This window comes from Cyanobium sp. N5-Cardenillas (assembly GCF_024345515.1).
Lineage (GTDB): Bacteria > Cyanobacteriota > Cyanobacteriia > PCC-6307 > Cyanobiaceae > Cyanobium.
The window spans coordinates 1-12,266 of the sequence record NZ_JAGQBG010000076.1; the positions used below are offsets into that span (position 1 = coordinate 1).

15 protein-coding genes are annotated in these 12,266 nt (G+C 67.4%); 2 read left to right on the top strand and 13 right to left on the bottom strand.

Features of this window, described 5'->3' with window-relative positions:
* From KBZ04_RS07870 to KBZ04_RS07890, 5 genes are all read right to left on the bottom strand, one after another.
* Positions 1–219: hypothetical protein (locus KBZ04_RS07870; protein ID WP_254991398.1), on the bottom strand; the 219-nt coding region annotated here is incomplete at its 3' end.
* 318 nt (positions 220–537) lie between these two features.
* On the bottom strand, positions 538–1,413 hold the full coding sequence (locus KBZ04_RS07875) for a hypothetical protein (RefSeq protein WP_254991399.1): 876 nt from the start codon (positions 1,411–1,413) through the stop codon (positions 538–540).
* 120 nt (positions 1,414–1,533) lie between these two features.
* The gene (locus KBZ04_RS07880) at positions 1,534–2,376 is read right to left on the bottom strand and encodes a hypothetical protein (protein ID WP_254991400.1); all 843 of its coding nucleotides are present in this window, start codon (positions 2,374–2,376) and stop codon (positions 1,534–1,536) included.
* Positions 2,377–2,472: 96 nt separating this feature from the next.
* Entirely contained in the window at positions 2,473–3,369 is an 897-nt protein-coding gene (locus KBZ04_RS07885) for a hypothetical protein (RefSeq protein ID WP_254991401.1), read from the bottom strand.
* 64 nt (positions 3,370–3,433) lie between these two features.
* On the bottom strand, positions 3,434–3,832 hold the full coding sequence (locus tag KBZ04_RS07890; protein WP_254991402.1) for a hypothetical protein: 399 nt from the start codon (positions 3,830–3,832) through the stop codon (positions 3,434–3,436).
* Between the two features lie 294 nt (positions 3,833–4,126).
* Between KBZ04_RS07890 and argS the strand changes: the two genes are divergently transcribed.
* Positions 4,127–5,932: an arginine--tRNA ligase gene (gene argS, locus KBZ04_RS07895; RefSeq protein ID WP_254991403.1), complete on the top strand. Its 1,806-nt coding sequence runs from the start codon at positions 4,127–4,129 to the stop codon at positions 5,930–5,932.
* On the opposite strand, the gene speG is transcribed toward argS, so the two are convergent.
* A complete protein-coding gene (gene speG / locus KBZ04_RS07900; RefSeq protein ID WP_254991404.1) occupies positions 5,883–6,458 on the bottom strand; it encodes a spermidine N1-acetyltransferase in 576 nt (191 codons plus the stop codon). The genes argS and speG overlap by 50 nt on opposite strands.
* Positions 6,459–6,534: 76 nt before the next feature.
* On the opposite strand from speG, the gene KBZ04_RS07905 reads away from it, so the two are divergent.
* Positions 6,535–7,692 carry a pyridoxal phosphate-dependent aminotransferase gene (locus tag KBZ04_RS07905; RefSeq protein WP_254991406.1) on the top strand — a complete coding sequence of 386 codons (1,158 nt, stop codon included), beginning with the start codon at positions 6,535–6,537 and terminating at the stop codon, positions 7,690–7,692.
* Positions 7,693–7,696: 4 nt separating this feature from the next.
* On the opposite strand, the gene KBZ04_RS07910 is transcribed toward KBZ04_RS07905, so the two are convergent.
* The 7 genes from KBZ04_RS07910 to KBZ04_RS07940 form a co-directional block, all read right to left on the bottom strand.
* Positions 7,697–8,470 (bottom strand): MBL fold metallo-hydrolase, encoded by a 774-nt coding sequence (locus tag KBZ04_RS07910; RefSeq protein ID WP_409995947.1) that lies wholly within the window; start codon positions 8,468–8,470, stop codon positions 7,697–7,699.
* 43 nt (positions 8,471–8,513) lie between these two features.
* Complete coding sequence (locus KBZ04_RS07915; RefSeq protein WP_254991407.1) at positions 8,514–9,110, bottom strand: anthranilate synthase component II; 597 nt, start codon at positions 9,108–9,110, stop codon at positions 8,514–8,516.
* 9 nt (positions 9,111–9,119) lie between these two features.
* A complete protein-coding gene (locus tag KBZ04_RS07920; RefSeq protein WP_254991413.1) occupies positions 9,120–9,581 on the bottom strand; it encodes a diacylglycerol kinase family protein in 462 nt (153 codons plus the stop codon).
* A gap of 68 nt (positions 9,582–9,649) precedes the next feature.
* Positions 9,650–10,174 (bottom strand): rRNA maturation RNase YbeY, encoded by a 525-nt coding sequence (gene ybeY / locus KBZ04_RS07925; RefSeq protein WP_254991408.1) that lies wholly within the window; start codon positions 10,172–10,174, stop codon positions 9,650–9,652.
* Entirely contained in the window at positions 10,171–10,347 is a 177-nt protein-coding gene (locus KBZ04_RS07930) for a DUF3285 domain-containing protein (RefSeq protein ID WP_254991409.1), read from the bottom strand. Before KBZ04_RS07930 ends, ybeY begins: the two co-directional genes overlap by 4 nt.
* A 22-nt stretch (positions 10,348–10,369) precedes the next feature.
* Positions 10,370–11,492, bottom strand: a protein-coding gene (gene prfB / locus KBZ04_RS07935; RefSeq protein ID WP_409995949.1) for a peptide chain release factor 2 whose coding sequence is annotated in 2 segments (ribosomal slippage) — positions 10,370–11,419 and positions 11,421–11,492 — 1,122 coding nt in all. Because the reading frame shifts where the segments join, the coding sequence is not laid out codon by codon here.
* Positions 11,493–11,527: 35 nt separating this feature from the next.
* Positions 11,528–12,266 (bottom strand): FUSC family protein (locus KBZ04_RS07940; protein WP_254991411.1); only part of this gene is annotated, 739 nt, incomplete at its 5' end.

Here is a 12,266-nt window from a genome sequence, read left to right on the forward strand (position 1 = left end):
CGCCAGGTGAAGCAGCCCGAGGGCCACCAGGGGATTGGTGGCCGAATCCAAGCTGGCCGAGATGAAGCGCAGCTGCCAGGCGGTGTCCAGCAGGCGCACGGGAAGGATGCTGGCCAGCAGGGTGATCAGGTAGACCACGAACAACGCGATCGCCATGAAGGCCAGCCGATCGGCCAGGATGGCGGAATCGAACTCTTTGAATTCCTTGCTGCTGGCCATCAGGAATGCCAGGGTTGAAAGTGGCTCTCTGGCTTGCCTGTCGGGGTGTTTGTGTGGATGTCGATGGAATAGGGCTCGAGGGCCACGGATCAGCAAGCAATCAGGCCGCTGAACTGTCTCGCAGAGGCTTCATACCCAGACGATGAATGTTGCCACTCTGCCAACCGACCGGGCCTTCAATGTGTGACTGGTTATGACCAGAACCGAAGACGGTTGGGTCATCAGTGAGAGAAATACACGTCTGATAATGGTATGGAGCTCGTGCAGCTGAGAAAGAAATATGGTTGTGGCTCTAGCCTGCAGCGTGGCGAAAAGGCTTCAGAGATTGATGGTTGAAGGGTGATTGACTGCTTGGATCCGCCGCCGGATCTTTCGGCTCCAGCCAAACGCTGCTGCTGCTCCAAGAACGGGCAGAGGGCCAGGCACTTCATCGGTGGGGCCTTCGTTGGGAATCCTCCAGAACGCCGCTCCCGTCACCTTCTCGCCGCTGCTTGTCTTACTTCCATTGGCTTTCTTGACGTTCTGGAAGCGAAGGGCGATCTGGGCCTTGTTCCAGCTGTCGCCAGGTTCGAAGGAGTTGAATAGACTATAGAAACGCTCGGCAACCTGGTCGGCGGTGGAGATGCTGATATCGTTGGATTTCAGCGAGAACTGAACCTTCACGCTGGTTCCGCCAGCGATCCCTGTGCTGGCCGAGCCACCATGGCAACCACTGCGACTGCTCATGCGAGCGCAGAAATCAAAGTTGGAAAAGGGAGCGTACGGCGCGGTACCCAAGTTGGAGATATTCAGGGATTCCTGGGGATTCACTCGAATGCCCCGGTCTGAGTTTCCAAACACCCGGCCGTAGCCGGAGGCCAGGGGGTTGTAGCTCAGCAGGGAAATGGCTTCGCTGCCATTGCCGCGCAGGGGCTCGTTGAAGGCAAATCCCACCAGGGTGCCGGAGGAGGCACCTGACGCCGGCGACGTGTTGGTGATGCCCAGATCCAGGGTGTAGGTGTTGCCGTTGCCAGGGTCCTTGCTGAAGTCGAAGGTCATCTTGCCCTTCACCCCGGTGTTGTAGTAGCTCGTACCGGCGATGCCGCTGTCGAAGATCACGTCAAAGGACGTTTTGGCCGTCGCTGGGGTGCCTGCGGTGATCAGGCCGGCAACGCCACCGAGCAGCAGGAGGGTGTTCGTGACTGTGGCGCGCATGAACGCTTCCTTAATCCCCTCTCACCTTAGCAGGTCGTTCTTCACTCTGCTTGAAGTTTCTGCTGCCTGGCTCCTCCCCCGCATCGGCGCCTTCGGTGCTGCCATCGGCGGGGCAGGGGCTCAGGGCAGGCGAGTGGGATCGTCCTCCGGCGGGGCGAGTTGCGCGAGATAGTCCCGATCAGGAGCGCCGGAAACTCCGCGCCGGGAGCGATCGGCCTGCTGCCGCAGGCTCCAGATCGTCAGCAGCTCCACCAGCAGGGGAAGCTCCTGACCCCGCCGCTGGGCGGCGATGGCGAAGGCGAGGGCATAGACGAGGCTGGTGCCCATCACACGGATGGAGTTCCTGGCCACGTTTTCGATGGCTTCAGGCGGCGGGGCGTTGATCCGTGTCTTCACCTGTTCCTGAATGTCGTTGAGGCGTCCGAGCATCTGCCGCTGGGTTTCGGCCAGCGGCAGGCCGAGGTTCTCGAAGCGGATGCCCAGCTCCGGTGACTGGAGGGATTGCAGGCGCGCCTGCAGATCCTGCAGGCTGGTGGCGGCACTGATCGCTTCGCGGACCAGGGCGAAGTTGCGGTTTGCGGTGGTCAGCTGGGTCGTGAGCGTGGTCCTGGCCGTGGACACCGCGCTCCAGGAGGCGTAGGCCTGCACAGGGATCAGCAGCAGGAACCCCAGCACCGCCAGGATCGCCCAGCGGGCCAGGGCATCCCGTCGCCGGACCAGGGCGGAATCATCGGGATTCAGGTAGGCCGCCAGATGCAGCAAGGCGAGGCCCAACAGCGGAATGGCCGCGGCGCTGATCAGCGCGGAAATGACGTCCAGCTGCCACAGGGTGTCGAGCGGCCGCAGCGGAATGGCTATGGCGACGACCCTGACGCCATAGATGACGAAGAGCGCCATCGCCAAGACCGAGAGGCGATCGGCCAGGACGGCAGCCCCACGGGAGCTGGCAGGGGAATCAGTCACCATGCGCGATGCCTGCCCATGGCATGGTTTCTCCCTTCGATGGCAGAGGCTCTTCGAGACAGGTTAGGGCCCGAAAACCGGAAACTTAAGAGCGGCTCAGGCCGCAGGTTGGGTGCGGAGTTCCGCTGTGGCGATCCTGCGGCGAAGCCGGCGGCTGAAGGCGAAGGCTGTGGCCGCACCGAGCACGGGAAGGGGGCCGGGGACTTCATCGCCGGGGCCTTGGGGTGGTTTCCTGGGAACGCCAGCCACCTTGTCACTCTTGCCCTGGGCACCACTGGAGGTGGTCACGTTCTGGAAGCGGAGGGCCACCTGGGCGTTCTTGAAATCGCCGTCCTGGGTGAAGGTCCGGGAATTGAAGAGATCAAAGAACGACTGGGCGACGAGACTGGCGCTGTTGATGGTCGATTTGCTGGAGGCCAGGGTGAACCTGACAGCGGCCGACTGGTCATCGGTCAGACCCGTGCCGTTCTGCGAGCCTCCGTGGCAGTTGTTGCCGGTATCCCGGGCGCAGAAGGTGAAGCTATCGAAAGGTGCGTAGGCTGCCCGAATGGGTTTTCCTGTTGTGGGGAAGATGAGATTCTGGTTATTACTGACATTTACTTCTCTGCGGGTCAGGGAGGCGCCGTAAACATCCCCGAAACCCGAGTTCAAGGGGTTGTAGGTCAGCAGCTTGAAATCGGGAGATGATGTAGGGCCGGGAACATTGAAGGCAAAGGCTGTCAGTGTTCCTGAAGGATTGCTGCCAAGTGGAGAGGTATTCTTGATGTTCAGATCTAACGTGTAGCGATTATCTGCAGCGTCGGATGGGTTCAGCTTGCTGAAGCTGAACGTCATTTTGCCGGAAACACCGGTGGCTTCTGCGCTTGTTTTCTTATCGGCCGCACTGAAATCGACGTCGAACGTCGTGAAGGCCATCGCAGGGGCGGCACTCCCGACAAGGAGACCAGCCAGGCAGCCGACCGACAGAAGCTGGTTGCGGCGGGCCGAGCCCAACATTGCGACAAAATGAAAGCACATTCACCTTACCACAGGTTTTGTCACCAGGCATCAAGGTGCTTTAGCCAATCCTTAAGCTGAAGGGCAGTTGTGGGCCCGCGCCACGGCTTCCTGGCCCGGAGCCCTTGCGGCCACTGGGGTGGGAGGGCGCAAGCGCGGTGCTGGCTTTCCGTCCCAGGCCCGCTCCTCCACGTTGGGTTGCTGACGTTCCTTCGGGCGGCGGGGTGCAGGCCCCCGTCCTCTGGAGGGCCAGGGACTCAAGGAACTCCGCATCCAGCGCAGCGGCCGAACGGCGCAGCTCTATCCCGCCCTTCCCCCGGCCGGTGCGGACTTGCCGCCACAGCTCCAGGGGGTTCAGGTGGGCCAGCAGGGACGGCCACTCCACCAGGAAGGGCACCAGCTGACCCTTGCGCTGGTCGCAGGCGGCGAAGCCGGCCGCGAAGGCGATCGACGAGACCATGATCCGCAGGCTTTCGCGCGTGATGTGATTGCCTGCCCCTCCGCCTGATCGAGCTGGCTGAGCAGTTGACGCTTCGGGTCCGGCAGGGGGATGGTCGGTAAGCGTGATGGATCCAGCTGGATGTGCGGATCCGGACGCTGCAGCGCAGAAGCTGCCACTGCAGATGCTCTGGGCTGGTGGCCTGTTCGATGACGAGCCGGACCATGTCCGCCCGCTCGCTGGTGCTGGCCTCCCCCTGCGGTCCGCCGGGGAGGATGATCGTGTCCACCTCTACCGTCCGACAGGCTTCGCTCCATGCTGCGCATCGCCCATGCCCTGAACAGCCATCTGCTGGGGGCCCTGGAGAGCGCATTCCCCGAGGCGGCCGCCGCTGCCCGGGAGGCCGGCACGCCGCTGGATCCCCAGCTTGGCCCCGCCTCGAAGCCGGAGTTCGGTGATTTCCAGGCCAATGGCGCCCTGGCCCTGGCCCGGCCCCTGCGCCTGGCGCCCCGGGTGATCGCGGTGGCGATCGTGGAGCGGCTGGCGGCCGATCCGGCCTTCGAGGCCCTCTGCCTGCCGCCGGAGATCGCCGGCCCGGGCTTCATCAACCTCACCCTGAGGCCGGAGGTGCTGGCCGCCGAGGTGGGTCGCCGGCTGGCCGATCCGCGCCTGGGGGTGGAGCCCGTGGCCCCCGGCGGCGCGCCGGTGGTGGTGGATTTCTCCAGCCCCAACATCGCCAAGGAGATGCACGTGGGGCACCTGCGCTCCACGATCATCGGCGACGCCCTGGCCCGGGTGCTGGAGTTCCGCGGCCATCCGGTGCTGCGGCTCAACCATGTCGGCGACTGGGGCACCCAGTTCGGCATGCTCATCACCCACCTCAAGCAGGTGGCTCCCGAGGCCCTCGACACCGCCGACGCCGTCGACCTCGGCGACCTGGTGGCCTTCTACCGCCAGGCCAAGGCCCGCTTCGACAGCGACGAAACCTTCCAGACCACCTCCCGCGAAGAGGTGGTGAAGCTGCAGAGCGGCGATCCGACCAGCCGCCGCTGCTGGCAACTGCTCTGCGATCAGTCGCGCCGCGAATTTCAGCGGCTCTACGACCGCCTCGACATCCGCCTCGACGAGCGCGGCGAATCCTTCTACAACCCCTATCTGGAGGCGGTGGTGGCCGACCTGGCTGCCGCGGGCCTGCTGGTCAGCGATAGCGGCGCCCAGTGCGTGTTCCTCGAGGCGGAGGACGGCACGGCCAGCCAGACCCCGCCGGTGATCGTGCGCAAGAGCGACGGCGGCTTCAACTACGCCACCACCGACCTGGCCGCCATCCGCTATCGCTTTGCGGCGCCCCCCGCCGGCGATGGGGCCCGGCGGGTGATCTACGTCACCGATGCCGGCCAGGCCAGCCATTTCGCCGGTGTGTTCCAGGTGGCCCGCCGCGCCGGTTGGATCCCCGAGGGCGGGCGGCTGGAGCATGTGCCCTTCGGGCTGGTGCAGGGGGAGGACGGCAAGAAGCTCAAGACCCGCTCCGGCGACACGGTGCGGCTCAAGGAACTGCTGGATGAGGCGGTGGAGCGCTGCGAGGCCGACCTGCGCCGCCGTCTGGCCGAGGAGGAGCGCCAGGAGGACGGCGACTTCATCGGTGAGGTCGCCACCACCGTGGGCCTGGCGGCGGTGAAGTACGCCGATCTGTCCACCAACCGGATCACCAACTACCAGTTCAGCTTCGATCGCATGCTGGCCCTCAGCGGCAACACCGCGCCCTATCTGCTCTATGCGGTGGTGCGGATCGCCGGGATTGCCCGCAAGGGCGGTGCCGATGCCGCCGGCGTCGCCTTCCCCACGCCCCTGGTGTTTGGCGAACCCCAGGAGTGGGCGCTGGTTCGCCAGCTGCTGCAGTTCGACGCCGTGATCCTGGAGGTGGAGCAGGAACTGCTGCCCAACCGGCTGTGCAGCTACCTGTTCGAGCTCTCCCAGGTGTTCAACCGTTTCTACGACCAGGTGCCCGTGCTGAAGGCCGAGGATCCCGCCCGCGGATCGCGACTGGCGCTCTGCCGCCTCACCGCCGACACCCTCAAGCAGGGTCTGGGTCTGCTGGGAATCCCCACCCTGGAGCGGATGTGATGCCGGCTGATCTGGCCAGATAATCCTCCTGAAGGATGTACATGCGTTTGACGTCGCGGTACTGGCCTTCAATGAAGAACTCGCCCACCAGATGGCCTTCTTCGGCGAAGCCGCACTGCTGATAGAGGTGCAGGGCCTTTTCGTTGTCAACGGCGACGGACAGGTAGATCTTGTGCAGGTTGAGGATGGTGAAGGAGTAGTCGAGGGCCTTGTGGATGCAGAAGCGTGCGAACCCTTTGCCCTGGTGGGCAGGGGCCACGATGATCTGGAACTCCGCCCGGCGATGGATGTAATCAATCTCGATCAATTCCACCAGGCCGATCAGTTCCTTGTCCTTGTTCTCGACGACAAAGCGACGCTCGGCGTTGTCGTGGATATGGCGCATGTAGAGCTCTTCCAGTTCGTCGAAGGACTCATAGGGTTCTTCGAACCAGTAGGCCATCACGCTCCTGTTGTTCACCTGGTCGTGGATGAACCGCAGGTCGCCCCGTTCCAGGGCCCGCAGGGCCAGCTCCGCTTTCGCCACCGGATTCCAGGCACAGGTGATCAAACGGTAGGGCTGCGCTGCAGGATGGCTTCCGTAGCGATCCGACTCCGGCGCCTTGAGCAGCCCGACCCCCGGCGAGAGCCCGGCCGTTCCACCAGGCCCCCTGGCCCGCCCCGAGGTGGAAACCCTCACCGCCTACAGCGCCCCCCTGGAGGGCCGGCGGGGCCTGCTGCGGCTCGATTTCAACGAGAACACCGTCGGGCCCAGCCCCCAGGTGGTGGAGGCGATCCGTGCCATCCCGGCCGATCACTACGCCATCTACCCCGAATACGACGGCCTGCGGGAGGCGGTGGCGGCCTCGCTGGGGGGCCGGGGCCTCACGCCGGCCCACATCGGCCTGTTCAACGGCGTGGATGGGGCCATCCATGCCATCTTCCACGCCTTCGGTGCCCCCGGTGATCGCCTGCTCACCACCAGTCCCACCTTCGGCTACTACACCCCCTGCGCCCGGATGCAGGGCATGGTGATCGAGGCGATCCCCTACCGGCTGCCCGCTTACGACTTCCCCTTCGAGGCGATCCGGGCAGCCCTGGATGCGCCGGGATCCGCCAAAGGTGCCCCACGGATCCTGCTGATCTGCAACCCCAACACCCCCACCGGCACCCGGCTGGCGCCCGAGCGGATCCTCGAGCTGGCGGCAGCGGCGCCCCAGACCCTGGTGGTGGTCGATGAGCTCTACGAGGCCTTCACGGGCGACAGCGTGCTGCCGCCGCTGCTGGCGCCGGGCCCGAACCCCGACCCGTTCGCGGTGGCGCCCAACCTGCTGGTGCTGCGCTCCCTGGCCAAGACGGCCGGCCTGGCGGGCCTGCGCATCGGCTTCGCCATCGGCGCACCGGCCTTGGTGGAGCGGGTGAGCCGGGTCTGCGGCCCTTACGACATCAACAGCTTCGCGGTGACGGCGGCCCTGGCCGCCCTGGCCGACCAGGCCTATGTGGACGCCTACGTGGCCGAGGTGCTGCGGGCCCGCGACGGGCTCCTGGGCCAGCTGCGGCAGGCGAGGGTGCGCCACCACGCCGCCGGCGGCAACTACCTGTTGCTCTGGCCCCGTCGCCCGGCAGCGGCCGTGGAGGCGGACCTGCGCCAGGCGGGCATTCTCGTCCGCTCCATGGCCGGCAAACCGCTGATCGACGGCTCCCTGAGGGTCAGCCTCGGCAGCCGTGAGCAGATGGGCCGGTTCTGGCAGGCCTACCGCCGGATCGACGGGCTGGGGTGAGGGCTCAGCGCAGCACCTCGACCACCACCCCGTCCCCCAGGGGCGGCACCAGGCTGACCGAGCGGCCGCTGCGCCGCACCGTGGCGCCCGCCATTGCCTTCAGGAACGGCTCCACCGATCCCTGATCGCAGTTGGCAGGCGGCTTGCCGCCGTTGTACTGCACCGGAATCACCCGGCGGGCCTGCAGTTCCCGGACGACTTCGGCCGCTTCCTGGCCCGTGTAGACCTTGCCGCCGCCGCCCACGCCGATGATCAGCACGTCCGGGCGGCCCAGCAGCACGCGATCGGCGGGGCTGAGGCTGCCGGCGGTGCCGCCGAGGTGGGCGATGTCGAGGCCGCCCTGGCGCCAGCGCCAGAGGGTGGCGTTGCCGAAGCGGCGTCCCCCGACCCGGTCGTGGGGGGCGGCGATGCCTTCGATCTGCAGCCCGGCCAGCCGGTAGGAGCCCGGCTTCACCAGGAACTTGCCGCTGGCCACCTGGGCGCCCTCATCCTTCAGCAGGCTGCTGGCCAGGATCACATCGGCGCTGACCCGCGGCTCGGGAAGGCCGGCGGCGCAACCCACGGCCTGGAAGGGGTTGACCAGCACCCGGGCACCGCCCCCCTGGATCATCAGGGCGCTGTGGCCCAGGCTGGTGATCGTGACCCCGCCACCCTTCTGGGCCATCGCCGGCAGCGGCAGGGTGAGTCCGGCCGCCAGGGCCAGACCCAGCCCCAGGCGCAGGCCGCTGGTGGTGGTCCGGCGCTGGGGCGCGGCGGACCGGCGGGTGGGGTGAACCATGGAGTCGCGTCTGGCCCCACCGGGCCCGGAATGTGGCGCGAAACTAGCAGTGGGAGGCCTGGCGCAGGAAATTGGCCAGCAGCTGGTGACCAGCCTGGGTGAGCACGCTCTCCGGGTGGAACTGCACCCCCTGCAGGTGGCGATGCTGCCGGTGCTGCAGCCCCATGATCGTGCCGTCCTCCAGCCAGGCGGTGATCTCAAGGCACTCGGGCAGGCTGTCGCGCTCGGCGATCAGGCTGTGGTACCTGGTGGCGGTGAGGGGATCGGGCAGGCCTTCGAACACCCCGGCACCGCGGTGGTGCACCGGTGAGGTCTTGCCGTGCATCAGCTCGCCGGCCCGCACCACCCGCCCGCCGAACACCTGGGCCAGGCACTGGTGGCCCAGGCACACCCCCAGCACCGGCACGGTGGGTCCGAGCTCCCGCAGCACCTCCTGACAGACCCCGGCCTGGTCCGGATCGCCGGGGCCGGGAGAAATGAGGATCGCCGCCGGCTCCAGCGACCGGATCTGCTCCAGGTCGAGGGCATCGTTGCGTTCCACCCGCACCTCGGCGGCCAGGGGGTGATCGGCGGCCAGTTCACCCAGGTACTGCACCAGGTTGAAGGTGAAGCTGTCGTAGTTGTCGAGAACCAGAAGCATGGGGATGGTCTAGACGCCGAGGCGGATCAGCAGGGGGGGCACCAGCAGCAGCAGGGCGATCAGCAGTGAGGAGAGGGCGGCGACCAGCACGGCGGCGGCGGCGCAGTCCTTGGCGATGCGGGCCAGGGGGTGGAACTGGCGGCCGATGGCCAGATCCACCACCGCTTCGGTGGCCGTGTTCAGCAGCTCCAGCACCAGCACCGCCGCCACCGTCAGCACCAGCACCGCCAGGCGATCGGCGGCCAGGCGCAGCCAGAGCCCCATGCCGAACACCAGCAGGCCGGTGAAGACGTGGATGCGGAAGTTGCGCTGGCTGGCGAAGCCGTAGGCCAGACCCTGGGCGGCATAGCGGAAGCTTGCCGGCAGGTCGCCTGCCACCTTCCACGCCCCCACCCGCAGGCGCCTGCCGCGCCGATGGACGTCGTTGGTCACGTCGCGGAGGGCCGGCGGATGTTCCTCGGGAACGAGCATCGGCATCGCACCGCCGTTGGAGGGACAACCGGCACCCTACCGCCGATGGCCGTGGCGCACAGCCCCTGTCAGGACGGCGACGCCGCCACCAGGGCCGTCTGCCGGGCCAGCATGGCGGCCAGGCTGGCCTCATCGGGGTGATCCCAGCCGAGCAGGTGCAGGAGCCCGTGGCTGGCCAGGAACAGCAGCTCCTCCGCCAGGCCGTGGCCGGCCATCTCGGCCTGGCGCCGGGCCGTCTCCAGGGATATCACGATGTCGCCCAGTTCCAGCCACTCCGGAGCCGCCCCCGCAGGGACCGGCGGCGCCTCCTCCTGGGCGGCGAAGGCCAGCACGTCGGTGGGGCCGCTGTGCTGGCGCCAGGCCTGGTTGAGCTCCGCGATCGTGGCGTCGCCAGTGAGCTCCAGCCCCAGGCTGTAGCCGGGTGCCCGCAACTGGGCCGGAAGCTCCGGCAGCAGCTGGGTGAGCCAGGCGCTGAGGTGGCTGCCCCAGAGGGTTTCGGCCAGGTCGGGATCCACCAGGGGCTCCGGGGGCGTGGCGCCACGGGCGGCGCCTGGCTCCAGGCTGAAGGCCAGGTCGATCTCCGGCACCGTCATCCGGGCAGGCTGGGCCGCCCCAGCCAGGCGATCAGCAGCAGGAAGCCGCTCAGCCCCAGGGCGGTGAGGCCGAAGTGGAGCAGGCTCTGGCGCCCCTTGCGCACCATGTTGCGCATGGCCAGCTTCACGAAGCTGGGGCTCTCCTGGCCTGGGGGTGCGGCGGGATCGGACATGGGGTGGCGCTGGCTCAGGGGATCAGGCGGCCGCGTCGGCGGCGATCTCCACACCCTGGCGCAGCAGCGACTGGATGAAGGGATCCAGATCCCCGTCCATCACCCCCTGCACGTCGGTCGTCTCCTGGGCGGTGCGCAGATCCTTCACCATCTGGTACGGGTGGAACACATAGTTGCGGATCTGGTTGCCCCAGGCGGCCTCGACGATGTCGCCGCGGATGTCGGCGATCTCGGCGGCCCGCTGCTCCTGGGCGATCACCAGCAGCTTGGCCATCAGCAGGGCCATGGCCTTCTCCTTGTTCTGGAGCTGGGAGCGCTCCTGGGTGCAGCGCACCGCCAGGCCGGTGGGGATGTGCAGGATGCGCACGGCCGTCTCCACCTTGTTGACGTTCTGGCCACCGGCGCCACCGGAGCGGGAGGTGGTGACCTCCAGGTCCTTCTCGGGGATGTCGAGCTTGACGTCCTCATCGAGCCTGGGCATCACCTCCACACCGGCAAAGCTGGTCTGGCGCTTGTCGTTGGCATTGAAGGGCGAGATCCGCACCAGGCGGTGGGTGCCCTTTTCGTTGCGCAGGTAGCCGTAGGCATAGCGGCCGTCGATCTCGATCGTGCAGCTCTTGATGCCCGCCTCCTCCCCTTCGGAGAGCTCGTCCACGGTCACCTTCATGCCGTGGTCCTCGGCCCAGCGGGTGTACATCCGCATCAGCATCAGGGCCCAGTCCTGGGCATCGGTGCCGCCGGCGCCGGCGTTGATCGAAATCACGGCGCCCTCCTTGTCGTAGGGGCCGTTGAGCAGGCGCTCCAGTTCCCAGCGGTCGAGGTCGGCGCGCAGCGACTGCAGCGAAGCATTGGACTCGGCCAGCAGTTCGTCGTCGGGTTCCAGGTCGTAGAGCTCGAGCGTGGCCTGGCCGTCGTTGACGGTGGCCCGCCAGGCGGAGAGTTGCTCCAGCTGGGCCTTGACGTCATCCAGTTGACGCATCTTCTTCTGCGCCGTGGCCTGGTCGTCCCAGAAGTCGGGCTGGGAGGCCAGCTGCTCCAGGTCCCGCTGGCGTGCTTTCAGGGCCGGTACGTCAAAGACAGTCCTGGGCATGGCCCAGGCGGTCGGTGAGCTCGGAGAGGTCGCGCTTGAAGTCGGTGAGATCCAGCAAGGGGAGGCGAATCCGGCGATGGTTCGACCCTATCAGCGCCCCGCATCCGGCCGCCCCGGGTGCTGCGGGGACCGGGGCAGCCGGATCAGGGCGTCCGAGAGGAGCAGCAACCGACTGATGATCAGCAGCTGGTTACGGGCGTCCTGGGGCGGCGGATCCGCGGGCGGGGGCGCCTGGGGCTGCGCCGGCAGCGCCGCGCTCAGCAGGTCCTGGCAGCGGCGCAGGTCCGCCACCGCGTCAGGGGCGTCCCGTCCCTGGATCAGGGCCTCGATGCGCGTCCTGCCAGCGTCCATCAGGCGCGGGATCAGCCCTGGCGGGACCCAGGCCACGGGGGCCTTCGCCTGGAGCAGCAGGCAGAGATCCCGCGCCGCGCTCATCACCGTGCTGCCGTGCTGCAGCTGCTGCTGGGCCCGAAGCACCGCCTCGTCCGGCTGGCCGTGGATCAGGGTCCGTTCCGCCGCCAGCTGGGGCAGCTGGCGGCGCAGGGCATTGCGGCGTTCCCGCAGGGACGCGAAGCGTTGTTCCGGCTCGGGAATGCCGGGCAGGTGCTCCAGGAAGCCGGCCAAGTCGAGCAGCCAGCCGTCACAGGAGGCCTGCCAGGTGCTGGAGGACCGCTGGCTGACGATCTGCCGCGACACCACCACCCCCAGGATCACGCCCAGGATCGTCATCACCATCCGCCAGAACACGTAGTGCCACCAGGCGTCGCCGTGGTTCATCAGGCTGCCCGCCACCATGTGCCCCCCCACCACGACGCCGCTGGTCAGGCCG